The organism is Geomonas oryzisoli (assembly GCF_018986915.1).
Taxonomy (GTDB): domain Bacteria; phylum Desulfobacterota; class Desulfuromonadia; order Geobacterales; family Geobacteraceae; genus Geomonas; species Geomonas oryzisoli.
In genome coordinates this window covers 3,918,232-3,942,020 of record NZ_CP076723.1, presented here as the reverse complement: position 1 = coordinate 3,942,020, position 23,789 = coordinate 3,918,232, and the positions used below count along the sequence as shown (strand labels likewise).

At 59.3% G+C, this 23,789-nt stretch carries 25 protein-coding genes and 1 tRNA gene; 13 read left to right on the top strand and 13 right to left on the bottom strand.

Annotation, left to right across the window (positions count from 1 at the left end; genetic code table 11):
- Nucleotides 1–15: 15 nt before the first annotated feature.
- Nucleotides 16–474, bottom strand: coding sequence for a hypothetical protein (locus KP004_RS17185; protein WP_216799644.1), 459 nt, complete (start codon nt 472–474; stop codon nt 16–18).
- 469 nt (nt 475–943) lie between these two features.
- On the opposite strand from KP004_RS17185, the gene KP004_RS17180 reads away from it, so the two are divergent.
- Together KP004_RS17180 and KP004_RS17175 are read left to right on the top strand one after the other, a co-directional pair.
- Nucleotides 944–2,155 (top strand): tyrosine-type recombinase/integrase, encoded by a 1,212-nt coding sequence (locus tag KP004_RS17180; protein ID WP_216799643.1) that lies wholly within the window; start codon nt 944–946, stop codon nt 2,153–2,155.
- A gap of 417 nt (nt 2,156–2,572) precedes the next feature.
- Nucleotides 2,573–4,066, top strand: a complete 1,494-nt coding sequence (locus KP004_RS17175) for an ATP-binding protein (RefSeq protein ID WP_239026843.1) — start codon at nt 2,573–2,575, stop codon at nt 4,064–4,066.
- A gap of 207 nt (nt 4,067–4,273) precedes the next feature.
- On the opposite strand, the gene KP004_RS17170 is transcribed toward KP004_RS17175, so the two are convergent.
- From KP004_RS17170 to KP004_RS17150, 5 genes are all read right to left on the bottom strand, one after another.
- Nucleotides 4,274–4,361, bottom strand: a tRNA-Ser gene (locus KP004_RS17170).
- A 93-nt stretch (nt 4,362–4,454) separates the two neighbouring features.
- Entirely contained in the window at nt 4,455–4,715 is a 261-nt protein-coding gene (locus tag KP004_RS17165) for a hypothetical protein (protein ID WP_216799642.1), read from the bottom strand.
- A 93-nt stretch (nt 4,716–4,808) separates the two neighbouring features.
- Nucleotides 4,809–5,297, bottom strand: a complete 489-nt coding sequence (tadA, locus tag KP004_RS17160; protein WP_216799641.1) for a tRNA adenosine(34) deaminase TadA — start codon at nt 5,295–5,297, stop codon at nt 4,809–4,811.
- Nucleotides 5,298–5,433: 136 nt separating this feature from the next.
- Nucleotides 5,434–5,853, bottom strand: a complete 420-nt coding sequence (gene nikR, locus KP004_RS17155; RefSeq protein WP_012531991.1) for a nickel-responsive transcriptional regulator NikR — start codon at nt 5,851–5,853, stop codon at nt 5,434–5,436.
- 249 nt (nt 5,854–6,102) lie between these two features.
- A complete protein-coding gene (locus KP004_RS17150) occupies nt 6,103–6,987 on the bottom strand; it encodes an SDR family oxidoreductase (protein ID WP_216799640.1) in 885 nt (294 codons plus the stop codon).
- Between the two features lie 183 nt (nt 6,988–7,170).
- On the opposite strand from KP004_RS17150, the gene KP004_RS17145 reads away from it, so the two are divergent.
- A complete protein-coding gene (locus tag KP004_RS17145; protein WP_199391207.1) occupies nt 7,171–7,647 on the top strand; it encodes a ferritin family protein in 477 nt (158 codons plus the stop codon).
- 95 nt (nt 7,648–7,742) lie between these two features.
- Here KP004_RS17145 and KP004_RS17140 read toward each other — a convergent pair whose 3' ends face one another.
- A complete protein-coding gene (locus KP004_RS17140; protein WP_216799639.1) occupies nt 7,743–8,195 on the bottom strand; it encodes an FKBP-type peptidyl-prolyl cis-trans isomerase in 453 nt (150 codons plus the stop codon).
- Nucleotides 8,196–8,391: 196 nt separating this feature from the next.
- On the opposite strand from KP004_RS17140, the gene KP004_RS17135 reads away from it, so the two are divergent.
- The 3 genes from KP004_RS17135 to KP004_RS17125 all read left to right on the top strand — a co-directional run bounded on the left by KP004_RS17135 (nt 8,392) and on the right by KP004_RS17125 (nt 10,349).
- A complete protein-coding gene (locus KP004_RS17135) occupies nt 8,392–8,913 on the top strand; it encodes an NUDIX hydrolase (RefSeq protein ID WP_216799638.1) in 522 nt (173 codons plus the stop codon).
- The gene (locus KP004_RS17130; RefSeq protein WP_216799637.1) at nt 8,910–9,812 is read left to right on the top strand and encodes an RluA family pseudouridine synthase; all 903 of its coding nucleotides are present in this window, start codon (nt 8,910–8,912) and stop codon (nt 9,810–9,812) included. The genes KP004_RS17135 and KP004_RS17130 overlap by 4 nt, the downstream gene beginning before the upstream one ends.
- Before the next feature lie 135 nt (nt 9,813–9,947).
- Nucleotides 9,948–10,349, top strand: a complete 402-nt coding sequence (locus tag KP004_RS17125) for a hypothetical protein (RefSeq protein ID WP_216799636.1) — start codon at nt 9,948–9,950, stop codon at nt 10,347–10,349.
- A gap of 86 nt (nt 10,350–10,435) precedes the next feature.
- On the opposite strand, the gene KP004_RS17120 is transcribed toward KP004_RS17125, so the two are convergent.
- From KP004_RS17120 to aroF, 6 genes are all read right to left on the bottom strand, one after another.
- On the bottom strand, nt 10,436–11,116 hold the full coding sequence (locus KP004_RS17120; protein WP_216799635.1) for a cyclase family protein: 681 nt from the start codon (nt 11,114–11,116) through the stop codon (nt 10,436–10,438).
- A gap of 178 nt (nt 11,117–11,294) precedes the next feature.
- Entirely contained in the window at nt 11,295–12,176 is an 882-nt protein-coding gene (gene hslO, locus KP004_RS17115; protein WP_216799634.1) for an Hsp33 family molecular chaperone HslO, read from the bottom strand.
- Nucleotides 12,173–12,730, bottom strand: coding sequence for a hypothetical protein (locus KP004_RS17110; protein WP_216799633.1), 558 nt, complete (start codon nt 12,728–12,730; stop codon nt 12,173–12,175). The genes hslO and KP004_RS17110 overlap by 4 nt, the downstream gene beginning before the upstream one ends.
- Nucleotides 12,731–12,733: 3 nt before the next feature.
- Nucleotides 12,734–15,112, bottom strand: coding sequence for a peptidase U32 family protein (locus KP004_RS17105; RefSeq protein ID WP_216799632.1), 2,379 nt, complete (start codon nt 15,110–15,112; stop codon nt 12,734–12,736).
- 231 nt (nt 15,113–15,343) lie between these two features.
- Nucleotides 15,344–15,841 (bottom strand): hypothetical protein, encoded by a 498-nt coding sequence (locus KP004_RS17100; RefSeq protein WP_216799631.1) that lies wholly within the window; start codon nt 15,839–15,841, stop codon nt 15,344–15,346.
- Between the two features lie 227 nt (nt 15,842–16,068).
- Nucleotides 16,069–17,088: a 3-deoxy-7-phosphoheptulonate synthase gene (aroF, locus tag KP004_RS17095; RefSeq protein ID WP_216799630.1), complete on the bottom strand. Its 1,020-nt coding sequence runs from the start codon at nt 17,086–17,088 to the stop codon at nt 16,069–16,071.
- Between the two features lie 397 nt (nt 17,089–17,485).
- Here aroF and KP004_RS17090 point away from each other — a divergent pair, with 397 nt between their 5' ends.
- From KP004_RS17090 to cobI, 7 genes are all read left to right on the top strand, one after another.
- Complete coding sequence (locus tag KP004_RS17090; protein ID WP_216802670.1) at nt 17,486–17,935, top strand: YqaA family protein; 450 nt, start codon at nt 17,486–17,488, stop codon at nt 17,933–17,935.
- A gap of 14 nt (nt 17,936–17,949) precedes the next feature.
- Nucleotides 17,950–19,242 carry a M16 family metallopeptidase gene (locus KP004_RS17085; protein WP_216799629.1) on the top strand — a complete coding sequence of 431 codons (1,293 nt, stop codon included), beginning with the start codon at nt 17,950–17,952 and terminating at the stop codon, nt 19,240–19,242.
- A gap of 194 nt (nt 19,243–19,436) precedes the next feature.
- Entirely contained in the window at nt 19,437–19,820 is a 384-nt protein-coding gene (locus tag KP004_RS17080; protein ID WP_216799628.1) for a sirohydrochlorin chelatase, read from the top strand.
- The gene (locus tag KP004_RS17075) at nt 19,820–20,461 is read left to right on the top strand and encodes a precorrin-8X methylmutase (RefSeq protein WP_216799627.1); all 642 of its coding nucleotides are present in this window, start codon (nt 19,820–19,822) and stop codon (nt 20,459–20,461) included. The genes KP004_RS17080 and KP004_RS17075 overlap by 1 nt, the downstream gene beginning before the upstream one ends.
- An 88-nt stretch (nt 20,462–20,549) precedes the next feature.
- Nucleotides 20,550–21,620: a cobalt-precorrin-5B (C(1))-methyltransferase gene (locus KP004_RS17070; RefSeq protein WP_216799626.1), complete on the top strand. Its 1,071-nt coding sequence runs from the start codon at nt 20,550–20,552 to the stop codon at nt 21,618–21,620.
- A 145-nt stretch (nt 21,621–21,765) separates the two neighbouring features.
- Nucleotides 21,766–22,983, top strand: coding sequence for a precorrin-6y C5,15-methyltransferase (decarboxylating) subunit CbiE (gene cbiE, locus KP004_RS17065; RefSeq protein ID WP_216799625.1), 1,218 nt, complete (start codon nt 21,766–21,768; stop codon nt 22,981–22,983).
- Entirely contained in the window at nt 22,983–23,693 is a 711-nt protein-coding gene (cobI, locus tag KP004_RS17060) for a precorrin-2 C(20)-methyltransferase (protein ID WP_216799624.1), read from the top strand. The genes cbiE and cobI overlap by 1 nt, the downstream gene beginning before the upstream one ends.
- The last annotated feature ends 96 nt before the right edge of the window (nt 23,694–23,789 follow it).

Sequence of the window (23,789 nt, the reverse complement as noted above, 5' to 3'; positions counted from 1 at the left end):
GCCTCCTTGCCTGGCCTACGGTCCGCCTGAACCGGCGAAGGGCCGGTCGGCGATGCCAACTTTCAACTTAGGTCTGACGATCTGGTTCCAGATTACGTGCATGACCGGTACGTCGAGATCGTCAGGTTTGTTGTGATAGTAGCTGTCGATATCGACGATGATGGTTTCCATCGGGACGCCGCGCAGGCCCTCGGCCAGCTTTGCAGCGAACCCCTGTCTCTTCAGTTCGGGGTGGCGTTGAATCACGTTTTCCTCGATGGTCACCACGTGTCCGATTCCCCAGATGAAAGTGATCTTCGCCTCAGGGGGAAGAGTTTGCCAAGTTTCCCCAGTGAGCACCGGCATCTCCTTCAGATCCTTGCTGAGATCACCGGTCGGGTTATCGTCAGCCGCAAGGGCGGGTGTCATGCCGGAAAGACTTGCGACCAGCGATAGGACACAAAAAGAACGAAGTACTGTCTTAAGTAACTTCATGTCCCACCTCCACACTATGTGTTGCGGTTCCAAGCACTTATTATATCAAAGCTGTACTCTGAGGGATCACGGAAAAAGCTCTGGTGAATGGGAGTGAGAGAGGATGACTAAGACAAAGAGGCAGGTTCACGAGTGGGAAGGCAGGAATGAGGCCGCTGGCGAAATGCAAGAAAGGCCGGTCATAGTGACCGGCCTTTCTTAATATGGCGGAGAGATAGGGATTCGAACCCTAGGTACCTTTCGGTACACCTGATTTCGAGTCAGAAAAATAGCCTTTTCATGGCGGTTCAATTCGTTTCAGTGTGTTTCAGTAAGTTGTTGACTTCATAGTGTTTATTGCATAATGTGAGGGTTGTGTTTTGATCTTATTTGAGGCTTTTTTAACCGCAAGGAGGTTGCACAGAGGTTGCACGAGAGGTTGCACGAGAGGTTGCACGAAACCGTGCAACCTCTTCCCCGCGGAGGTCAAATGTTCACCGACAAGTACATAAAAGCCTTGAAGCCGAAGGCTGGCAAATACTACGAACGTGAAGGCAACGGATTTGCAATTCGGGTGATGCCATCGGCGGCCAAGACCTGGCTCTTCATCTACACCTTCGACGGGAAACGCAGGGAACTGGCTCTTGGCCCCTATCCGGACGTATCGCTCAAAACGGCAAGGGAGCGTCATGCGGAAGCCGTCAAGATCCTCAACAACGGAAAGAACCCTGGCGCCCTAGAGGAAGAGAAACGTCTAGAGCGTAAACGGACTCCATTCGTCGCGGACTTTATAGAAGAGTACCTGCAGCGCCACGCAAAGGACCATAACAGGGGCTGGAAGGAGATTGAGCGCGCCCTGAAGGCAAACATACTGCCCAAGTGGGGAAAGCGGAAAATAACCGACATACGGCGCCGGGATCTAGTCTTGATTCTCGATGAGGTCGCTGATCGAGGAGCTCCGGTTATGGCCAATCGGTTATTAGCCTATACCCGCAAGATGTTCAGCTATGCGGTCAAGAGAGATGTGTTGGAGGTGAACCCGTTCATGGGGATGGATCGTCCTGAGCGAGAGCATTCCAGGGAACGGGTTCTTTCGGCGACGGAAATCAGAACTTTTTGGCGAAACCTTGACGAGGCAAGGATGAGCGATAGCGTGCGACGCGCTCTTAAATTGATACTGGTAACAGGGCAGCGCCCTGGGGAAGTGATCGGTATGCATCGGCGTGAGATCGACGGTGACTGGTGGATGGTTCCCGGAGAGAGGTCCAAAAATAAGCAGGCTCACAGGGTGTACCTGACGAGGATGGCGCAAGAGCTAATCGGAGACGCCACAGAGTATATCTTTCCCTCTCCCAGGAACGAAGGGAAGCCCCTCGAGGTTCGGACCCTGACAAGCGCCATAAAGGACAACTTGCCGCACCGGCCCGAAAGCAGGGTTGAAGACCTCCTGGGGATCCCTCACTTTGTTCCTCACGACCTGCGTCGTACCGCTGCAACCTGCTGGGCGGAGATGGGGGTGCCAGGTGAGTTGATTGACAGGTTGCAGAATCATATCACTCGTCAAAAACAGGGAGTGGGGCACGTCTACAACCGCTACACGTATGATCGCGAGAAGCGAGAAGCAATGGAGAGTTGGGAGCGCAAACTAACGATGCTTACTGTAGCTGAGCCTGTCGCCAAAGTTATACGGCTACCACGATAGAGTCTAGATCAAAAGTCCAGCCGTTCTGCATATACACCTGACGCAGCCCTATCGACTTCCGTCGCTTGAAAATCCGTCCTTTTAAGGTGTTGCATGGTACCGTACTGCAATAAAAACAGCCTCAAGAGGCTGTTTTTATTGCGGTACCGCCGGTACCGTCGCGGCAACGTCATAAAAGGAAGCCATTTTTGTTCTTGGCGGGACACTTTTGCCTGCAGTGAGCAGCGATCAAGTGAAGCTGGAGTGAAGTCTACTCAACGCCGGTTTCATAGTGACAGCTGTATTCCAAGTGGTCAGAAAGGAGGCTAACAAAAGGGGTATGAGGGTATCTCCTATGTCCTTTACAATTTCTAACCTGTGCTTTATAAAGCTGGTGCACCGGATGGCCAAAACCTTTTTGAAATCTCTCTCGGGGTGATGAATTTGACTGCAAATAGGAGCACCGAATACCTTATCAGTCTGGTAAGCGAATTTCGTAAATTACCGCAGGAAACCGAGTGGCTTGAGTTCAAGGTCAGCAAGGCGGCGCCGGAAGATGTCGGGCAATATCTTTCGGCATTGGCCAACTCAGCAGTCTTGGCCGGGAAGGCTTTCGGTTACATGGTGTGGGGAATAGATAACGCCACCCATGACATCCTAGGCACCGACTTTTCTCCAATGTTAGCTCGTATCGGCAACGAAGAACTGGAGAACTGGCTGTTGCACCAGCTGTCACCGAAGATCCATTTTCGTTTCTTCGAAGTCGAGATCGAAGGGAAAAAGGTGGTCGTTTTGGAAATCGGAAGAGCTTTCCGGCATCCCGTGCAGTTCCAAAATCAGGAGTACATTCGGGTTGGATCGTACAAAAAGAAGCTGAAGGATTTCCCGGAAAAGGAGCGTGAGCTTTGGCGGATATTCGATCACATTCCCTTTGAAAATCTTGTTGCCGGCGAGGAACTTCCTGGCGAGGATGTCCTCAAGCTCCTTGATTACCCGGCGTACTTTGATCTGCTCAAGCTGCCGCTTCCGGAGTCGCGGGATGGGGTTCTCCAGAGCCTGGAGGCTGATGACCTCATCCAACGAACGGAGGCAGGACGCTGGAATATTATGAACCTGGGCGCGATGTTGTTTGCCAAGAGGTTGGACCTCTTCCGCGCATTGCGGCGAAAGGCGGTCCGCGTCATTGCCTATAAAGACAACAGCAGGATTGAGACCATTCGGGAACAGGATGGCTCTAAAGGATACGCAAGCGGGTTCGAAGGTTTGATCGGATACATAAACGCCCTTTTGCCGTCCAATGAGGTGATAGGGAAAGCACTGCGTAAGACGGTGCCAATGTATCCTGAACTCGCCGTCCGCGAACTGGTGGCGAACGCTCTTATCCACCAAGACTTTTTTGTCACGGGCAGCGGGCCCATGATCGAGATCTTCTCTGACAGAATGGAGATCAGCAACCCGGGCATACCGCTTGTGCAGATCGACCGCTTTTTGGATACTCCACCGAGATCCAGAAATGAAGCGCTTGCATCATTTCTGCGGCGGATAGGGGTTTGTGAGGAGCGCGGCAGCGGTGTCGATAAGGTCGTTTTCCAGACGGAATGTTTTCAACTCCCGGCTCCAGTATTTGAGGTGACTGGTGACAATACACGTGCGGTTTTGTTTGCGCATCGCACGCTGACCAAGATGGACAAGGAGGATAGGGTCCGAGCATGCTACCTTCATGCATGCCTGAAGTACGTCAACAGGGAGTATCTGACCAACACATCCCTAAGGGAGCGGTTCGGTATAGAGCCAAAGAACATGGCCGTAGCGTCAAGGCTCATCAAAGAGGCGGTAGCCGCAGGAGCCATAGTACCCTATGACGTCACGGCTGCCCCCAAGCTGATGAAATATGTTCCCTGGTGGGCAGCACCTACGGGTGGGGGGAGTTGATAGCTACTTGACGCTCAAGGCCATATCAGAAAAATCCATACTGCTATGAGGTGAAAAACATCAATGGAATCGGATAGTTTCTCGCGTTGATGTTTACTTGATGGGTACTTGATAGGTTGGTCTGTCGAAGAGGTTGCACGAGAGGTTGCACGGAGGAAAATGCAAAAACAAAGGGTTATGGCGATAACCATAACCCTTTGTTTTTATTGGCGGAGAGATAGGGATTCGAACCCTAGGTACCTTTCGGTACACCTGATTTCGAGTCAGGCACCATCGACCACTCGGACATCTCTCCGGATATGCTGTTGTCAAAGGAGCGAGGCTCCTCAGAGCAGAAAGATATACCTTATTCCAAAGAGAAATTCAACCCTGTTGTGGTACCCCGACTTCAATAGGTAAGTCCCGCATAGAAATCCTGCAGAAATTGCCGCTGTGTCTTGGTCAGAACACCCCTTGTGTCTATCTCCGACAAGATGCGCCAGATAAGACCGAGCTCGCTGTATACCCTGAGCACGGCGGTGAGTTTGTGGCGCGAATGATCTTCCGAGGCAATGGTCCCCTGCAGCAACTCCTCGGTATAGGTCGCCAGCCGGGTTATCTCATGGTGCGTCGCCATGATGGCGTTCGGGGTGATTTCTTCAATTTGCATAGGCCCCTCTCAAAGCCGTAGAAAAAAGATTGGTTGTCCTAAATTTTCGGCTCAAGCTCCGAAAAGGTTTAGGGCTTTTTTTCTCTTTTTTTCTCAGCTGTTGAGGGACTTTTTCTCCTGTTTTTTCTGCGCGCGTAAGTTTGCGAAAAAACAGGAGAGCATACGCGAGGTTTCCTCGCCACGTACGCCGGGGGTGAGAACGACGCTGTGGTTCAGCCGCTTGTCATCGGAGAAGTCGAAGAGCGATCCCGCCGCGCCCCCTTTGGGGTCGTAGCTGCCGAAGACGACGCGGTCCAGTCGCGAGAGGATTATGGCTCCCATGCACATGGTGCAGGGCTCGAGGGTGACGTAGAGGGTGGCGCCGGTGAGGCGCCAACTGGCGAGCTTCTTTGCCGCTTTGCGTATGGCGATCATCTCGGCGTGGGCGGAAGGGTCCTGTTTGCTTTCGCGCAGGTTGTGCCCGCGCGCGATCACGGCCCCGTCTTTCACTATCACGGCACCGATGGGTACCTCGCCGATCGACTCGGCCTTTCGGGCCTGGTCGATGGCCTTGCCCATCCAGTAGTGGTCGTCTTTGATCATGCTGCCTTCTTCTCTGAGATGTCGGGCCGTATTCCCCCTCCCTGACCCTCCCCCTCCGGGGGCGGGGACGTGGTGCCGGCAGAAAAAGCTGAGGGGAAAGCGGTTTTGAACGTAGAACGTAGAACGGGTGTTAGCCTTAGTGGAGTCCTTCGCCGGTGGTGGTCATGACGAGTTTGCCGTGCTTCACGCCTTTGACGCCGATCAGTTCATCGGCGATGCGGCGCACGTCGCGGGCCTTGCCGCGCACAACCAGGACTTCCAGACAGTTGTGGGCATCGAGGTGTACGTGCAGCGCCGATATGATCTGGTCGTGGTGGGCGTGCTGATGCTCGGTCAGCTTATCGGAAAGATCGCGCACGTGGTGGTTGTAGACCAGGGTTACCGTGCCGACTCCTTCCTTTTCACCTTCTTCCCAGTCGAGCTCGACCTGGGCGGCCCGGATCAGGTCGCGGATCGCCTCGGAGCGGTTGGCGTACCCTTTTTGTTCGATAAGCCGGTCGAAGCTCTCCAGCAACTGGTCGTCCATGGAAATGCCGAATCTTACTGTCTCGCCCATGCATGACTCTCCTTGAGAAAAAGTGCCTTACTATACGTGAAAGACAAAGGAGAGTCAAAACCGACCTCACGCAAAGCCGCCAAGGCGCAAAGAAAAGCAAGGCTTAAAACGTTTAACAGGGATAAAAGGGATAAAGGGGATGACCAACCACGATTTGGTTGTATCCCTTTTATCCCCTCTATCCCTGTTTGTTTATGAAGTTGGTTCTTTCTTTGCGCCTCTGCGGCTTTGGGTGACAAAGCCGTTGAACTATTTGAGGTAGCTGCGGATGCCGGGTTCGAAGTTGACGGGCTCGAAATGGAAGGTCCTGCGCCAGCTGCCGTCACAGGTGCTGCCCTGCACCAGCATGGCGATCTGATCGGAGGTGATGGGGAAGAAGGAAAAGCCCTCGAAGAAGGGAACCACCAGGCGCATGAGGGACAACGGATTCTTTATCTTGGCGACGTGGCTTTTGCCCAGAACACGCCCGATGATGTCGAGGAGCTCGTTGTAGGTGTAACGGTCGGGACCGCACAGATCGTACTCCTGCCCAACGGTCTCCGGCTTTTCAAGGGAGTCGGCAAAGCAGCGGGCGACGTCGTCGGCGGAGATGGGCTGCAGCTGGTAGTTCCCGTCGCCTATGACGGGCATGGCGGGGAAGGTGCGCATGTAGCCGGCCAGCATGTTGATGAATTCATCTTTGGGGCCGAAGATGATGGAGGGACGGAAGATGGTGTAGTCGAGTCCCGACTGGCGCACCAGTTCTTCCGCCTGGTACTTGCTTTTGAAGTAGCGGGCGGTGCTCTCGGCACGGGTGCCCAGCGCGGACATCTGCAGGTGGCGCCTCACGTCGCCTTTCTTCGCCGCGGCCAGGATGTTGCGGGTGGCCTCTATGTGCAGGCGCTGGAAGGTGACCCCGCGCCCGGAGAATTCCCTGATGATCCCGACCAGGTTGATGGTGGCGTCGCAGCCGCGCACCGCCTCCTCGAAGCTTTCCGGCCGGGTGACGTCTCCCACGATCTCCTCGACGTCGGGCTCGATGCTCCCCAGGCTTCTGCGGTGCACCAACAGCCTCAAGCTGTGTCCCCGCGCCAGAAGCGCCTCTCTTACATGCCCTCCCACGAAACCCGTGCCGCCCGCCAGAAAGATCAACATACACGCCTCCACCGCATCTGCCGCCAGTAACCAGCACCGGGTTCTGGATTAATGATAACAGCGGATAGTGTAGCAGGTGTTCCTGGATTCTCCATTCGGGCAACAAACTGTATACAAAATCTTGTGTTCAGGGTTTTCTTGTGTTAAAAAGCCTTTCACAACAAAGACTAGAGGAGACCCGCCATGGCTGAGCAAGGTGATGTCTGTTACACATTTGAAGCTGCGATCGAAATGGCCGCCCAGATGGAAAACGAGGGCTTTCGCGCTTATCTAGCCGCGCTGCGCATCGTCAAGGACAAGGCTGCCCGCCAGATCATCAAAGAAGCCGCTTTCGACGAGCTGGAGCACAAGCACCAGTTGGAGAAGGCGCTGGTCGAAGGGGAGATGAAAGGGGGAGAAGGGCTGCACCAGCCGGTTCCCACCATGAACCTCGACTACGTGCTGCCGAAGAAGGAACTCCGCCCCGATTCCACAGCACGTGACGCCATGGCCTACGCCATTCACCTGGAGAAGGGCTCCATCGACTTTTACGACCGGATGTCCCGCGGCTGCGAGGGGGCTCCCATGGCCGTCCTGTTCAAAAAGATGCTTGCGGACGAGTCCCGCCACCTCCAGGAACTGGAAGACCTGTACGAGCAGCACTTCATGACCGAGAACTAGATCCTGTCTTTCGACGTCGTACCGGGATACAAAAAAATCCCCTCCTTTTCGGGAGGGGATTTTTTGTTGTCCGGATGGGCTGGTTTCTGATTTTACTAGAGGATCTCAACCAGCTTCAGGTCGAAGTTGAGTGCCTGGCCTGCCAGCGGATGGTTGGCGTCGATGGTGATGGTTGCGTCGGTCACCTCGGTCACCATCACGTTGAAGATCTGGCCGTCTTCCTGGGTCACTTCCAACTGCTGTCCGACTTCGGGTTTCATCTCCGGGGGGAGGTCGCCGCGCGGCACCACCGCCACCATCTCTTCCATCCTCTCGCCGTACGCTTCGTCCACGGGGATGTGGATGGTCTTGGATTCGCCCACGGAAAGCCCTTTGACCCCCGCATCGAAACCAGGAATGACCTGGCCGGAGCCGATGACGAATTCAAGCGGGCCGTGGCCGCAGCCGCAATCGTCCTCGCCGCACTCGGAAGAGTCGAACACGGTGCCGTCGTCAAGTCTCCCAGTATAATGAACCTTTACGCGGTCCCCGTCTTTAGCTTGTGCCATATTGTTCACCTCGCATTATTTTGGACATAAGCTCCAGAGGTTACCAGATGACCGTGACATAATCCACCGTTTTATTGTTTTTCCCCGTTCGCCGGGCAGGCGCCGGCCTTGCCGTAGCGGTCGCTTGCGTTCCCGCCGCATTTATCTTTTGTCAAATCCATCACGGAAATGGTATGTATCTACCCTTGGGGGATTCATGGAGACGAAGAACAGGGCAATGCTTTTCAACGGCCTCGTGGTCGGCATCGAGCAGATGGACGTGCTCATCGGCAAACAGGGGTGGTACACCTACCAGGTGATCCGTCATCCCGGCGGCGCCGGCGTTCTCGCGCTGCACGACGACGGCTGCGTGACCCTGATCCGGCAACTGCGTCCCGCGGTGGACGACTTCCTGCTGGAAATCCCCGCCGGGAGGCTCGCCCCCGGAGAGGACCCGCAACTTTGCGCTGCGCGCGAGCTGATGGAGGAGACCGGGCTGGTGGCAAAGAGCATCGTTTCCCTCGGCATCGTCCATCCTTCGCCGGGCGTCTTCGACGAGGTGGTTCATCTCTACCTCGCCACCGGCCTGTCCCAGGGGGAGGCCGCACCGGAAGCGTACGAGGAGATTTCCTGCCAGAAGATCCCGTTTGACCAGGCCCTGGCCATGGCCATCGACGGCAGCATCACCGACGGCAAGACCATCGTGGCGCTTTTGCGCGCCCAGAGGCACCTGGCATGATACTGACCGCACGGATAGACGCTGAGCAGGCGGGACTCAGGCTCGATGACGCAGCCAAACTGCTGTTCCCCCAGCTCTCCAAGGGTGAGATCCGCCGAGTGATCGACTGGGGCGGCTGCAACATCAACCAGGTGCTGGTCCGGGTCGCATCCCGTCAGGTGAAAGAGGGGGACGAGGTAGCCCTGGGACTGATGGAGGCGGAGCGCTGCATCGACCTCGTGTACCAGAAGCACGAACTGCTGTACGAGGACAAGGACTTCCTCGCCGTGTACAAGGCGGTAGGTGTCAACAGCCAGCGCACGCCGTACCAGTTAAAGGGGACAGTGGAGTACGCCGTCGAGTGTTACATGAAGAGCATCGGACTGCGGGATCCGTCCCGCGTGGTGCACCGCCTGGACCGCGGCACCAGCGGCGTCATGTTCTTCCCCAAGCACAAGCAGGCGGCGACGCTGATTTCCAACCTTCTCAAGGAAGGGAAGGTGCAGAAGACCTATTGGGCGCTGGTGTCGGGATCGCCGGATCAGCAGAGCTGGAAGGTCGATGCGCCGCTGGACCGGGTCAGCAAGTTCCGTTACGGCGTGTCGCACAGGGGCAAGCCGGCGCGCACCGTGTTCAACGTTTTGGGCGAAGGGCGCGGGGTGACCGCCATCGAGGCGAAGCCGCTTACCGGGCGGACCCACCAGATCCGCGTGCACCTGGCCCATTCCGGCTTTCCCATCATCGGCGACGAGAGCTACGGCGGCATTCCCGCCAGCAGGATGATGCTGCATTGCCGGGCCATGCGCTTCACCGGGCCGCGCGGCAAGATCATAGAAGCGGTGGCGCCGCTTGATGCGGATTTCCTGGAGGCCGCACCGGAAGGGGCGTTCGAGCAGCAGGAGAAAGACGCAACAGCATAGTAACAGGGATAAAAGGGATGCAGGGGATAACGGCGAAGACAAAGGAAAAACCTAAGAAGTTTAGGTCTTATCCCTTTTATCCCCTTTATCCCTGTTAGACAGGTTTTTTCACTAATCGTAATACGGAGGGTAATTATGAAGAAGACGTTGTTACTGATGCTGGTTCCGGTGGTATTGCTGGTGGCGGGAGCCTTTGCGGTCTGGGGCGATGAGCAGACACCGGTGCAGCCCAAATGCGGCAACTGCGCCAAGATGCAGCAGGCCCAGCAGCAGGCGCCGTGCGACAACTGCCCGAAAAAGGATGCCGCAGCTCAGCCCAATTGCGACAAATGCGCCAAGGGTGCTGCCGTGCCGTGCGACAACTGCCCGAAGAAGGATGCCGCAACTCAGCCGGCTTGCGACAAGTGCCAGAAACTGAAGGGTGCTCAGGCCGCTCCGGTGGCTGGTTGCGCCAAGTGCGCGAAGCTGCAGCAGGATCAGGCCCCTGCGGACCAACCGGTCCAGAAGGAATGCTGCAAGAAGCAGAAGGTTATGTAAATTCTCGATACGGGCTTCGGCCTGCCGACGTGAATGAAAAAGGGGACAGGCACCTGACGGAGCCTGTCCCCACCCCCTAACTACGCTTACGAAAGAGGCCACCTGCTGGTGTGCGGGTCGAAGGCTTGCTGCCCGGTAGCATCGGGATTGTCGATCAATAGCGCACGAACCGGCGCCCCGTCTCCGTCCTTCAGCTTCAACGGCAGGCAGATCAACTGGTAATATCCCGCCGGAACGCCGGCAAGGTTGACTCCTTCGATAACGGGGATGCCTCCGTTCAGAAGAATCCGATGCACCTCGCCGTCCCCGTCCATCGGTTCCACCGAAAGATAGTCGACCGCCACCAGTTTTACCTTCAAGTGGTGCAGGTAGTGCGCCCCCTCCGCCGTGAGAGCAGCGAAGTCGTCATGAAAGGTGTTGTCTTTCCAGAATTCGGAGTTGCCGGTTTTGATCAGCAGCCTTTCCACTCCCTTCAACTCCAGCGCCTCCAGTTCGTCGCGGCCGATCTTTTTGGCGCGGGGGATTTCCACCACCCGTGCCTGCCCGATGAGCAGGTCGAGCGGGATCTCGTCGACCGTTATGCCGGCATCGTTGAAATGGCGGGGAGGATCTATATGGGTACCGGAGTGGGTGCCCATCGTGATGCGGGAAAGGTTGGCGGTGTCGCCCTTGGCGATGCGGTGCCAGGGCTCCACGCTGATAGAGGGGTCCCCGGGGTAGGAAGGGAGATCGGGTGACAGCGCTACGCTGATGTCGTGGATTCTCATGGGGCACCTCCCGGAACAACTTAATGTGAAGCGGCACCGGTAAGTATAACGCAGATCAAAAAAAACGGCTCAACGCAGAGCCGCAAAGGCGCCAAGAGATAGCCTTGTACAAGATTACGCGGATTCTTCTCTTTGCGACTTAGCGCCTTTGCGCCTTTGCGTTAATGCCTTTTGGAATTTAGGAAGGCTCGACTTCAGCAATCAGCCGCTCGAGGTCGGCCTCGCTGAAGCGGTAGCGCTCGCCGCAGAATTCGCAGGTAACCTCGGCGCCATGCTGCTCTTTGAGTATCGAACTCAGTTCCTTCGTCCCCATCGAAATGAGCACCCGCTCGATGCGCTCGCGGCTGCAGCTGCAGGCAAACCCGACGGCGCGCTTCTCCAGGATGTCGTACTCCATGCCGGAGAGAAGCATCTCCATGATCTCTTCGGGCGTCTTACCGCCGCGCAGCAGTTCGCTCAAAGGGGGGAGCTTGTCGATGTGATCCATCAACTCCTCTACCACCAGAGGATCGAGCGGCGGTATGGCCTGAATCAGGAAACCGCCGCACGCGGTCACTTCGCCATCCTGCTCGATGAATTCGGCGATGCCCACGGCCGACGGGATCTGCTCGGACTCCACCAGGTAGAGGGCCAAGTCTTCCGCTATGCCGCTGGTGTAAAGCTGAACGGTGCCGCGATAGGGCTCCTTGAGCCCGAGATCTTTGGCGACGGTGAGAAAGCCCGCGCGTCCCAGGGCATTGGGCACGTCGAGGGCGCCGTCGGGACGAAGCATGTGCACCTGCGTGTCGCCGACGTAGCCGCGCACGCTGCCGTCGCTGTCCGCCTCGATGACGATCTTCTTCAGTGGGCCGTTCCCCTCGAAGCGCATCGCCACCCGCTGGCCGCTCTTCAGCATGGCACCCATGAGCGCGCCTGCGGTAAGGGCGCGTCCCAATGCGGCGGTTGCCGTCGGCAGGGTGCCGTGGCGCCGGCACACCTCGCTGACCGTGTTGGTGGTAACGCAGGTAAGGGCCCTTACGCTCCCGGATTTGGCTATGGCGCGCACCAAGTAATCTGTCATAGAACCACCCCCACCCTTCCTCCTATTTCACCCTGCTTAAACCAGAGTTCCTTCAATGTAATGTAATCCCAGATGCTGATCCCCTTCACCCGGTGGGCGAACAGTTCGGCGAGCCGCGGCACCCGGTTCAGGTCGCACACCAGCAATTCACCCATCATGCTCAAGAACGGTATCCTCTGCACCACCTTCCTGGTCAGCCAGTCGAGATCGAGCGGCGCAACCGGGCCAAGCTTGAGAAATACGCACTTACGCGCGGCGCTGAACTCGATCCCTTCCAGCGTGAAGCTGGCGGAAAAGGGGATGGCGAAAGGGACCAGCCGTTTCTTGAGTCGGCCGGAGACCTCGCAGTACCCGTTTTCGATGATCAGCCTGAACTCAATCAGCTCGTCGTCCAGCGCCTTGTCCAGGAACTCGCGCTGCAGGTACTCCTGGGTGATCCGGAATTCCCGGCGCAACAGGAGATCCTTGAGACTCTGCTCCTGTACCAGCCCCATGAACGCGGGATCGTTGAGCCGGTCCTGGATGCGGTCCTTGAGCCTGTCGATGATCCCCATGGCTTACACCAGTCCGGTGCTGAAGTTGAATTCCGAAGCGCCTGGAACGGCGATCCCCTTGCGGAACGCCTCCAGCACCCGGTCGCGTTCCTGCTGCTGCAGCCCCGAGAGGTCGAGCAGGAACTTGCCGCAGCCGAGCCCGCGCAGGTCGTTTCGGTACTGGGTCAGGGCAAACGGCGTCTGTGCGCTCACCACGGTCAGGTGGTCCTTCACCTTCACCGAATAGAGGTCGCCGCGGTCCGAGGCGAGGGGCGCGTCCCCCTTCATGTCTTTGATGGCGATCTTGGACGTGATCACCGGGACCGGCGCGTAGAGGAGCACGCCTCGCTCGATCTTCAGGTCGCTGGCAAGCAGCTGTGCCAGGTTGGCGCGGTCGTCCTCTATGTACAGGGTGGCGCGGGACACCCCCAGCTCCTGCCAGGACAGAAGCGCCTGGCTGTTCAGCGAGAAGAGCCGGTAGTCGGTGTTGAGCTCCGCGTCTGTCCCTTTGAAGAACTGGAACTGGGACAGGTTGGTGAGCTCGAAACGTTTGAAGCCGGCCTGGAGTATGCCCTGCACCGCGTCGCGGTAGAAGGGGAGGTCCGCTTCGAAGATGATGAAGGGGAGCTGCCAGATGACCTTGTGCTCGCTTCCTTTGAGCTTGCGGGCGAAGGGGCCGAACTGATGCAGGTTCGCCTTGGAGACCGGCAGTATCACCGTGTCGACCAGGTCGCGGTGCAATTCGTGCCAGTCCTTGACGTGCTCGAGCTTCACCGCCAGTTCTTCCTTGCCCCGAAACGGTGCCGTGCGTTTGCCGACCAGGGCAGCGAGCGCCTTGTCCCGGTTCTGGGCGCTCCTGTCCTTGAGCGCACCCAGCGACTGCTCGGCAAGCCAGGCGTAGAAGCGGCGCCGGATGTCCTTGAGGACGGGGGGAGGGATCATCAGCGCGGGGAAGTCCGGGGCCGACAGCGAGGCCAGGGTGAACTGGGTGTCGCCGCTTTTGGAGAACTGCGCGCGCAGCACACCCTCCATATCGCTGGTGCGCGAGGGCTCCAATTCGCCCAGTTCGAATTCGGTGGTGAGGTCGCAGCCGAGCACCTTGGCGTCGATCTTCAGCTTCTGGTCCTGGTAGGAGAGGGTGAGCCGGCAGGGGATGCTGCCTCCCTTCACCCCTTCCAGCCGCCTCAGGCAGGCGTTCTCGCTCATGGTGAAAGCGGTCTCGGAAGAGACCTTGAACACCGAGTCGCCCAGCTTGAACGGGAAGGGAGAAGGCGTCGACACCAGGGTGTTCGCCTTGGCGTTCATAATCTTCTTGCCGCCCAGGTAGAGCTCCTTGATGGTGAAGGCGCGGCCGGCCATGTCGCTCTTGGGCTGGACCCGGATGCGATCGCCGACGTGCAGCGCGTCCTTGGTGTCGAAGCTGATCCGGTTGCCGCGGATCTCCCTGATGTCGCCGAGGTAGCGTCCGGTCGCTCCCTTGATGGAGGGGGTGGAGATGTCGGTCGGGTTGTGCGAGGCGAGGAAGCCCTTGGTCGGCACCCGCCCGAAGGAGAGTTTCAGGAGCTCCTTGGCTTGGGCCACCTTGGCCGCATGCTCGCCCGGCGCCGCGTCGAGTACCATGCGGTAGGCGCCGATGACGCTCGCGACGTACTCCGCCGATTTCATCCGCCCCTCGATCTTCAGGGAATGGACGCCCGCCTCGATGAGCTGCGGGATCATCTCGATGCTGGAGAAGTCGTTGGTGGAGAGGTAGTACCCTTCCTTTCCCTTATGCTTGTACTGGCGGCGGCAGGGCTGCGCGCAGCGCCCGCGGTTGCCGCTGTGTCCGCCCAGGAACGAGGAGAAGAAGCATTGGCCGGAAATGGAGAAGCAGAGGGCGCCGTGGATGAAGCACTCGATCTCGGCGCGGCTTGACGCCACGATCGACTTTATCTCGTCGATGTGCAGCTCGCGGGCCAGCACCACGCGTTCGAAACCGAGCTCCTCGAGCTGGCGCACACCCAGCGAGTTGTGGATGGTCATCTGCGTGGATGCGTGCAGCGGAATGCCCGGGAAGAATTCCCGCGCCAGGCGCGCCACCGCCATGTCCTGCAGGATCACGCCGTCCACCCGCATCGCCTCCAGGGCGGCCAGGTTGTCGACCAACAGCGGCAGCTCGTTTTCTTTGACGAGGGTGTTGAGGGTGACGTAGACCTTCCTGCCGTGGGCGTGGGCATAGGCGGTCATGCGCTCCATCTGGGAGAGGGTGAAGTTCTTCGCCTTGGCGCGCGCGGAGAAGTCACGCAAACCGGCGTAGACCGCGTCGGCGCCGTTCTCCATGGCGGCGAAAAAGGCTTCCAGCGAGCCTGCGGGTGAGAGTAGTTCGGGTTTATTGGTAACGACGGCGTTTGATTTTAATGACATCTGCCTAGAGTACCGGAAGGGGGGGCACGGGTCAAGGGGCAACGGGCAGGGGCTCAAATCCCCCCTGTCCCCCCTTCGCAAAAGGGGGGGACGTTAGGTCACGTGCATGGCAGAAGGGGCTGGCTCCGTTAGGTGCCTGTCCCTCTTGCGGAGCTCATTTCAGCTTAGCCAGCTTCCCAAACACTAAGGGGACAGGCACCTGGCGGAGCCAGTCCCCTCCTCCGGGGAGGGCTACTTCTTGGGCTGGATGGGGAGGTACTTGTACCTGCGCTTCTTGCTGGTGAGATCCGCTAACGAGTAGAGATCGGACTGGGCTATGCTCCAACCGGAACCTTCCCGCTTGAGATGGATGGACTTGGTAACGAATTCGGTGCCGGGTGTGCTGACCTCGAAGCCGAGGCGTGCCTGCACGACGGCGCTTTTGCCACTTTTCAGCGAGACCCTGGGCTCCTGGATCTTCTCCCAGCAACAGGCGGGCTTGCGCGGTGCGGAGGCGAGGCGGTTCGCGAACTTCTCTTTGCCGTCTTTGCCGCCGCTGGTGCGCTGGTAAAGTTCCTCGTACCTGCCGTCGCGCCAGAGGTCGAGGATGGCCTCGAAGTCCTTCAGCACCTCCTGTTCACCGGCGGATGCGGCGTCGCGTGCGGGGACACCGCGCCGGGCGCCCTCGGACGGTGCGGCAGCGATGGCGACAAGAAACAGAAGGATCAGCAAGGGACGCAGGACGGGCATGATTCACCTCCTCCAGTGCAAGTACCCGGAGAGCATACCTTAAAATGTATGCGGTGCCAGTCGTTGCCACTGCTAGTTGATGAACTGGCAGCGCTCCTCCCCCCGGAGGGGGGAGGTTGGGAGGGGGGATAGCCTGAAAGAGTCGCTAAGCGCCCCCTCCCTGACCCTCCCCCTCCGGGGGAGGGAATTATCTTCCCGCCCCCCAGTGCCTAGCCCCTGCCTCTGCTTTACAGCGTCTTATCCGCCGCCTCCGCGAACAGTTTCAGACGGTCCATCAGTGCCTGGAACTTCTTCGGCTTCAAAGACTGCGGCCCGTCCGAGGACGCCTTCTCGGGATCGGGATGCACTTCGATGATCAGACCATCGGCGCCTGCGGCAACCGCGGCATAGGACATCGGCGCGATGTAGTGGTAGTTGCCGGTGCCGTGGGAGGGATCGATGACGATCGGGAGATGGGTCTTGTTCTTCAGAACCGGGATGGCGGAGAGGTCGAGGGTGTTCCTGGTGGCGGTCTCGAAGGTCCTGATGCCGCGCTCGCACAGGATCACCGACTGGTTCCCCTCACTCATGATGTACTCGGCGCTCATCAGGAATTCCTGGATGGTCATGGACATGCCGCGCTTCAACAGGATCGGCTTGTTGATCTGCCCGACTTTCTTCAAGAGGGCGAAGTTCTGCGCGTTGCGCGCACCGATCTGAAGCATGTCGGAGTAGGAGGCGACCAGGTCGACGGTTTCGGGATCGATGACTTCGGTGACGAAGGGGAGGCCGGTGAGGTCGCGGGCCTTGGCGAGAAGTTTGAGGCCTTCTTCTTCAAGACCCTGGAAGGAGTAGGGGGAGGTGCGGGGTTTGAAGGCGCCCCCCCTGAGCATCTGGGCACCGGCGGCCTTGACGGCCTTGGCGGATTCGATGATCTGCTCCTCGCTCTCCACCGAACAGGGGCCGGCCATGACTACCAGTTCCTTGCCGCCGATGGCGAGGGTGTCGGAGATGCGCACGACACTCGGCTCTTTCTTCACTTCCTTGGAGGCCAGTTTGTAGGGCTGCAGGATGGGGACCACGCTCTCGACGCCCTGCATCGATTCGAGCGACTGCAGCACGCTCTTGCCCCGCTCGTCGCCGACCGCACCGATCACGTCGCGGGTGGTGCCCCGGATGATGTGCGGGGTGTAGCCGAGCTCCTTGATCCTCTTCGTTACCGCGTCCCGTTCCTTCTTTGCCGCTCCTGCCTTCATTACCACGATCATACTCACGCTCCTTTTGGTCCCCGAAAGCGAAAGGGCCGGAAGGATTGCTCCCCCGGCCCTTAGTATGATGTTCTGGTAATCTGCTATCCGAACCGTAAGGGGGAGGAGAATCCTGCCACCCCGGCTTCGGTTCGGAATTTAGTACCTGCTACCTAAATTACACCTCTACCCGGGGCGACGGCCTAAAATAAAAGCCGTACCAAAAGTAAAAGTTAGTAAAGGTAAAGTAGCCGGTGTTGATCATGACAGCGTTTATGCTACCCGCACGCTCTAATGTCAACAAAAAAGTTGCCCCTGCTCGTCCCCTGTGACACGCCGCCCGTATCGGCACTTACTTAGTCCCGAATTAATTCAATGTTGTTTGACAATCACCACCCTTTCCGCTAATTTGACCGGAATGCATGAGTGGCTGGTCAATTACGGGTTTTACTCCCTGTTTCTGCTGAGTTTCCTGGCAGCCACCCTGCTGCCGCTCGGCTCCGAGTGGCTGGTCGTGGCGCTGTTGATCGGGCGGGAAAATCCCGTCGCCGTGGTCCTCGTCGCCACCGCCGGCAATTACCTCGGAGCGCTCAGCACCTACTGGATCGGCCTCTATGGCGGCGACTTCCTGAGGCGTCGGGTGCTGCGCATGGACGAGCAGACCACGCAGAAGGCGGAGCGGTTCTATGATCGCTTCGGCTCGTGGTCGCTTCTGTTGAGCTTCCTGCCGGTGATCGGCGACCCGCTCTGTCTGGTCGGCGGCGTACTGCAGGTCGGTTTCATCCGCTTTTCCCTCCTGGTTCTGACCGGCAAGCTGGCGCGTTACGCGGCGGTCGCCTGGCTCACCCTGGCGGGGGCGGCACTCTGAAGTACGGAGGTTTGATGCTCAGCTGTACCAAGAAGGTTCTCCCCAACGGACTGCGCCTCGTTTCAGTCGAGATGCCGCATCTGCACAGCGCGGAGATTGCCATCTACATAAAAGCGGGAGGCCGCAACGACACCCCCGGCAAGGCCGGCATCTCCCATTTCCTGGAGCACATGCTCTTCCGCGGCTCCAGCGAGTTCGCTTCCAACCTGGAGCTTGAGATCGCCTTCGAGGCCATCGGCGGCAACGTCAACGCGGCGACCGACGAGGAGACCACCTGCTACTTCTCCCGCGTCCATCCCGGCCAGATCGCTGAGGGAATTCGTCTTTTCTCCTCGATGCTTTTGACCCCGACCCTGGAAGGGCTGGAAATAGAGAAGCGGATCATCACCGAGGAGGCGCTGGAGGACATCAACGAGCGCGGCGAGGAGACCAACACCAGTAACCTCTGCAGCAGGCTCTTGTGGCCGGACCATCCGCTCGGCACCCCCACCATCGGCTACCTGGAGAGCATCAAGGGGGTCACCGAAGACGACCTGCGCCGCTATCTCGCCGACCACTATGTTCCCGGCAACGCACTCATTGTCGCAGCCGGAAGGCACAATTCGGAGCAGTTCTTCGCCGCCTGCGAAAGGTTCTTTGCCGGCTGGAGCGGCGGCAGCGCCATCCCGCCCGTCCCGGCCAACCAGGTGCAGCAGGAGCCGCGTGCGGTGTTCGTCAAGGACTCGGACAGCCAGGTGAACCTGCAGATCGCCTTCCGCGGTTTTGCCCGCCATGACAAGCGGTTGATGGGGCTTCGGCTGATGCGGCGCATCCTTTCCGGCGGCGGCAGTTCGCGTCTGCACCTGTCGCTGAGGGAGAAACTGGGCATCGTCTATTCCGTGGATGCTTCCTTGTCCGCCTACGAGGAGACGGGGGCTTTCGCCATAGAGCTCTCCACCGCACCGGAGAATTTAGTGCTGGCAGTCTCCGAGGTGTTGCGCGAGGTGAAGAGTCTCGCTTTCGAGGAAGTCGGGGAGGCGGAGCTGGCACGGGTCAAGGAAGGATACTTCTACGATCTCGAGTACAGCGCCGATTCCACCTACGAAATGCAGGTCCGTTACGGCTGGGGCGAGCTGATGTCCCTGGAGAGGACCATCGAAGAGGACCGGGCCGAGGCGGCCGCGGTGGGTGCGCAAGAGCTGCTGCACATGGCCCATGCCCTGTTCGCCCCGAAGAACCTGGTTCTCGCCGCCGTAGGCCCCTGGAAGGCGCCCGCCAAGCGCGCGGTGGAGAAGCTGGTCCGCGAGTACCAGAAGGGGTGGAGCTAACGGCAGAAACCGTTCAAGGTTCAACGTTCAACGTTCGAGCCGGGCACGTGTCGATGGCTTCGGGCCGGTGACGGCATGTGTGGAAGTGGAACGGACCGGGGACAGCACGTTGGCAAGTCAAGGTACGGTAGCAAAAAACTGAAGCGATAAATCGAACGTTGAACGTAGAACGTTGAACGGTTTTTGAGGTGTGTATGAAGACAGCTTTGTTGCTTATGGCTCACGGCAGCAGGATCGCCGAGGCGAATAACGCGGTGCACGAGATCGCTAAACGGGTTAAGAAGATGACGCAGTTCGAGATCGTAGAGGTCTCCTTCCGCGAACAGCACCTCCCCAATATCCAGCAGGGTGTGGACGCCTGCGTGGCACAGGGGGCGCAGCGGATCCTGCTCGTTCCTTACTTCCTCTACATGGGGGCCCACGTCCTGGAGGACCTCCCCGAGGAACTGGAGGAGGCGCGCAAACGCCACCCGGGCGTGGAGATGGTGCTCGGCAAACACCTGGGCGTGCACGACAAGCTGGCCGAGGTCGTGGTCGAGCGCGTCGCGGAGAGCCTTACCGAGCAGAGGTGGCACTGATGTCGGTGCACCTGCGCCCCGAGGAAATCGAGGCGGAGTCGTTCCGCATCATCGAGGAGGAACTGGGGCCGCACGATTGGAACGCGCAGATGTGGCCGCTGGTGCGTCGCGCCATCCACACCAGTGCCGACTTCGACTATGCCCGCAGCATGGTGATCACGGACCGGGCGGTGACCGGCGCCATCGAGGCACTGAAGGCCGGATTGGGTGTCGTCACGGACACCACCATGATCATCTCCGGCATGAACAAGGAGAGGCTCAACAGGTTCGGCGCGCAGCTCACCTGTTACGTCGCGGACCCGCAGGTCGCCAAGGAGGCCAAGGAACTGGGGGTGACCCGTTCCATCCTGGCCATGCGTAAGGCGGCAAGGGACGCGGGTAACGGTATATTCGTCATCGGTAATGCACCCACCGCCCTGTTCGAGCTGATCAGGCTGATCCGGGAGGAAGGGGTTCGCCCCAGGCTGATCGTGGCGCTGCCGGTCGGTTTCGTCGGCGCCGCCGAGAGCAAGGACGCTTTGCGGGAGCTGGCGCAGGAATATCCGGAGTTGCAGTTCGTCACCAACATCGGACGCAAGGGGGGCTCCAACGTTGCGGCCGCGGTGATGAATGCCATACTCATCCAGGCCGTCGGGGCTTGATCTGGAACTCGTTTTTGATGCCGGGAACCCATCGCCGGCCGTTGTTCATTCAAATTGAATGTTATTTTGCCTTCACATGGGATGAAGTATGAGCGGGAAAGAACTCAGATACGGCTTCACCACCGGTGCCTGTGCCGCCGCCGCAGTTAAAGGCGCTGCCCAGATGCTGCGCGACCAAGTACTGGTCGACGAGGTGCAACTGACGCTCCCCTGCGGCAAGGGGGCCAGGTTCCGCATCGAGGGTGGCGTGCTGCACGACAACACCGCTTCCTGCTTCGTGGTCAAGGACGCCGGCGACGATCCGGATGTGACCAACGGCGCCGAGATCCACGTCACCGCGCGGGTGGAAATGTTCACCAAGAACCGCATCGTGATCGAGGGGGGGACCGGCATCGGCAAGGTGACCAAGCCGGGGCTGGCGGTCCCGGTGGGCGAGTGGGCCATCAACCCGGTGCCGCGCAGCATGATCCTCGAGGTGGTGAAGGAAGTCTTCGCCGTCCGGTGCGTGCCGGCCACGTTCACCTTCACCATCAGTATCCCCAACGGAGAGGAACTGGCCAAGAAGACGCTGAACGAGCGGCTGGGCGTCGTCGGCGGGCTCTCCATCCTGGGGACCTCCGGCATCGTCAAGCCGATATCCACCAGGGCCTGGACCGATACCGTGGACACCGCGGTCGATGTTGCCCTCGCCTGTGGCTCCCGCACCGTGGTTCTCTCCACGGGCCGCAGCTCGGAGATGGCGGTGCAGCGGGTCCTGAAGCTCACCGATGAATCGTACGTGATGATGGGCGACCATTTCGGGTACTCCTTTCAGAGCTGCGCCAGGAAAGGAGTCCCGGAGGTGGTCGTCGCTGGACAGTTCGCGAAGCTGGTGAAGATCGCCTGCGGCCACGAGCAGACCCACGTCACCTCTTCGGAGTTGGACCTGGTGACGGTTGCCTCGTGGCTCGCGGACTCCCCGGGCACAGTTCACCTGGCAAAGCTGGCGCGGGAAGCAAACACGGCGCGCCACCTGCTGGAGGCTTCCGGCTTCGACAAGGCGCTCATCAAGCTGGTCTGTGGCAAGGTAGCCGAGGCATGCGCCCAACTGGCGCCCTTGCTTAAGGTGCGTGTGTTCCTGGCCGGGTACCAGGGGGAGATGCTGTACTTCGACCGGTAGCACTACGTCCCCTCTCCCGGAGGGGGAGGGACAGGGAGGGGGCTGCGGCTTAATGGCACGATGCCGACGCTTTCCCCCCTCCTAGCCTCCCCCCTCCAGGGGGAGGGACGCTCATTGATTATGTTTTGAAGGAAAGGAGGGGGGCATGGCGGAACAAAAGATTTACCTCGTCGGCGCGGGCATCGAGGGATGGGAAGGCTTCGGCAAACAGGCCCTCGAGGTCATCGACAGCGCCGAAGTCCTAATCGGCCACAAGCGTCTGCTGGACATCTTTCCCGACTTCAAGGGGGAGAAGCGTCTCCTCGAAGACCTCTCCATCATGCTGGAGCACCTGAAGAACACGGAGAAGAAAACGGTGGTCCTCGGTTCCGGCGATCCCAACTTCTTCGGTGTCGCCCGGTTCCTGCTCAGGAACCTCCCCAAAGAGCGCATCGAGATCTACCCCAACGTGACCAGCGTGCAGTACGCCTTCGCCCGGATCAAAGAGCCCTGGGACGACGCCACCTTCGTGTCCGTGCACGGCAGGGGGATCAAGCCGGCCCTGGATCGCATCGTGGCCAACGAAAAGATCGCCATCCTCACCGACAGCGTCAACACCCCGGCGGTCCTCGCCAGAGAGCTGATCCACCGCGGCGCCGAGGGGTACGAGGCCTGGGTCTGCGAGGACCTGGGGCTTGCTACCGAGAAATTCACCAAGACCGACGTGCGCGGCCTGGTCGACTTCAAGTGCTCGCCGCTCAACATCCTGATCCTGATCAAGACCTGGGAGCCGAACCTCGAGAACTACCCGGTGATCGGCATCCGCGATGACGAGTTCGCCACCGCGAAGAAACTGATCACCAAGGAAGAGGTGCGCGCCATCACCTTGGGCAAGCTGCAGCTGCAGGACGACCTGGTGATGTGGGACATCGGCGCCGGCAGCGGTTCCGTTTCCATCGAGGCGGGCAATCTGATGCCCAACGGCCGCATCTTCGCCCTGGAGAAGAACCCGCAGTACCTGACCTACCTCAAGGAAAACCTCAAGAAGTTCGTGGCCCGCAACGTCACCGTGGCCGAGGCCTTCGCACCCGAAGGGCTGGAGGACCTGCCCGATCCGGACCGCGTCTTCATCGGCGGCTCCGGCGGCATGCTCGAAGAGATCATCGAGGCGGTCGACAAGCGCTTGAAGCCCGACGGATTCATCGTCCTCAACGCGGTGACCCTGGACACCCTGACCAAGTCCGTGGAATTTCTTGAAGATCACGGCTACACCGTCGAGGTCACCTGCGTCAACATATCCAAGACCCGCAGCCTTACCGACTACAAGATGTTCGCTGCCCACAACCCGGTGTACGTGATCGCCGCCTGGAAAGGGGAGGAGTAGTGGCGGTTGTCTATGCGGTAGGTGTGGGGCCGGGCGATCCGGAACTGTTGACCAGGAAGGCGGAGCGGATCTTGCGGAGCGTGGATGTGATCTGTGCTCCTACCGGTGCGGCCGAGGGGGGGAGCTACGCGCTCTCCATAGTAGAGGAGTTCATCGACCGCAGCCGCCAGGAAGTGCTGATCCAGCTGTTCCCCATGGTGAAAGACCAGCAGGGGCTGGACCCGTTCTGGGAAGAGGCCGCGGACCAGGTGGCGCAGCGGATAGCGGCCGGCAAGGACGTCGCCTTCGTCACCATCGGCGACCCGTTTCTCTATTCCACCTACCTCTACATCCACAGGATCTTCCTCGCCAAATATCCCGAGATCAAGATAGAAGTGGTGCCGGGCATTTCCAGCATTCTCGCCTCCTCCGCCGTCTCCGGGCTGCCGCTTGGCCTTGGGGCGGAGCGCATCGCCATCCTCCCTGCCACCTACGAGAAGGACGAGCTGAAACGTACCCTGGAAGAGTTCGATACCGTGGTGCTCATGAAGGTGAACCGGGTGTTCGACTCCGTCTACGCGGCGCTGAAGGAGCTGGGGCGGGAAAAGGGAGGCGTCTTCGTGCGCCGGGTCGGTTCCGCGGAGGAAGAGGTGCATCACGACCTTGAGGCGCTGGTCGGCCAGAAGCTCGATTACCTCTCCATGCTGATCGTCAGGAAGAACCCGCTGTAATTCCCGGCCGGTCAGCTTTAAACCTTCAACGCAAAGGCGCGGAGGCACAGAGGCGCAAAGTTAAAGCGTGGGGGATGTGGCAGCCTTTCCCCTTTT

Excerpts from the sequence above, each read along its gene's own strand:
- KP004_RS17185 (WP_216799644.1), bottom strand. The coding sequence starts at position 474 with ATGAAGTTACTTAAGACAGTACTTCGTTCTTTTTGTGTCCTATCGCTG.
- KP004_RS17180 (WP_216799643.1), top strand. The coding sequence starts at position 944 with ATGTTCACCGACAAGTACATAAAAGCCTTGAAGCCGAAGGCTGGCAAA.
- KP004_RS17175 (WP_239026843.1), top strand. The coding sequence starts at position 2,573 with ATGAATTTGACTGCAAATAGGAGCACCGAATACCTTATCAGTCTGGTA.
- KP004_RS17165 (WP_216799642.1), bottom strand. The coding sequence starts at position 4,715 with ATGCAAATTGAAGAAATCACCCCGAACGCCATCATGGCGACGCACCAT.
- tadA (WP_216799641.1), bottom strand. The coding sequence starts at position 5,297 with ATGATCAAAGACGACCACTACTGGATGGGCAAGGCCATCGACCAGGCC.
- nikR (WP_012531991.1), bottom strand. The coding sequence starts at position 5,853 with ATGGGCGAGACAGTAAGATTCGGCATTTCCATGGACGACCAGTTGCTG.
- KP004_RS17150 (WP_216799640.1), bottom strand. The coding sequence starts at position 6,987 with ATGTTGATCTTTCTGGCGGGCGGCACGGGTTTCGTGGGAGGGCATGTA.
- KP004_RS17145 (WP_199391207.1), top strand. The coding sequence starts at position 7,171 with ATGGCTGAGCAAGGTGATGTCTGTTACACATTTGAAGCTGCGATCGAA.
- KP004_RS17140 (WP_216799639.1), bottom strand. The coding sequence starts at position 8,195 with ATGGCACAAGCTAAAGACGGGGACCGCGTAAAGGTTCATTATACTGGG.
- KP004_RS17135 (WP_216799638.1), top strand. The coding sequence starts at position 8,392 with ATGGAGACGAAGAACAGGGCAATGCTTTTCAACGGCCTCGTGGTCGGC.
- KP004_RS17130 (WP_216799637.1), top strand. The coding sequence starts at position 8,910 with ATGATACTGACCGCACGGATAGACGCTGAGCAGGCGGGACTCAGGCTC.
- KP004_RS17125 (WP_216799636.1), top strand. The coding sequence starts at position 9,948 with ATGAAGAAGACGTTGTTACTGATGCTGGTTCCGGTGGTATTGCTGGTG.
- KP004_RS17120 (WP_216799635.1), bottom strand. The coding sequence starts at position 11,116 with ATGAGAATCCACGACATCAGCGTAGCGCTGTCACCCGATCTCCCTTCC.
- hslO (WP_216799634.1), bottom strand. The coding sequence starts at position 12,176 with ATGACAGATTACTTGGTGCGCGCCATAGCCAAATCCGGGAGCGTAAGG.
- KP004_RS17110 (WP_216799633.1), bottom strand. The coding sequence starts at position 12,730 with ATGGGGATCATCGACAGGCTCAAGGACCGCATCCAGGACCGGCTCAAC.
- KP004_RS17105 (WP_216799632.1), bottom strand. The coding sequence starts at position 15,112 with ATGTCATTAAAATCAAACGCCGTCGTTACCAATAAACCCGAACTACTC.
- KP004_RS17100 (WP_216799631.1), bottom strand. The coding sequence starts at position 15,841 with ATGCCCGTCCTGCGTCCCTTGCTGATCCTTCTGTTTCTTGTCGCCATC.
- aroF (WP_216799630.1), bottom strand. The coding sequence starts at position 17,088 with ATGATCGTGGTAATGAAGGCAGGAGCGGCAAAGAAGGAACGGGACGCG.
- KP004_RS17090 (WP_216802670.1), top strand. The coding sequence starts at position 17,486 with ATGCATGAGTGGCTGGTCAATTACGGGTTTTACTCCCTGTTTCTGCTG.
- KP004_RS17085 (WP_216799629.1), top strand. The coding sequence starts at position 17,950 with ATGCTCAGCTGTACCAAGAAGGTTCTCCCCAACGGACTGCGCCTCGTT.
- KP004_RS17080 (WP_216799628.1), top strand. The coding sequence starts at position 19,437 with ATGAAGACAGCTTTGTTGCTTATGGCTCACGGCAGCAGGATCGCCGAG.
- KP004_RS17075 (WP_216799627.1), top strand. The coding sequence starts at position 19,820 with ATGTCGGTGCACCTGCGCCCCGAGGAAATCGAGGCGGAGTCGTTCCGC.
- KP004_RS17070 (WP_216799626.1), top strand. The coding sequence starts at position 20,550 with ATGAGCGGGAAAGAACTCAGATACGGCTTCACCACCGGTGCCTGTGCC.
- cbiE (WP_216799625.1), top strand. The coding sequence starts at position 21,766 with ATGGCGGAACAAAAGATTTACCTCGTCGGCGCGGGCATCGAGGGATGG.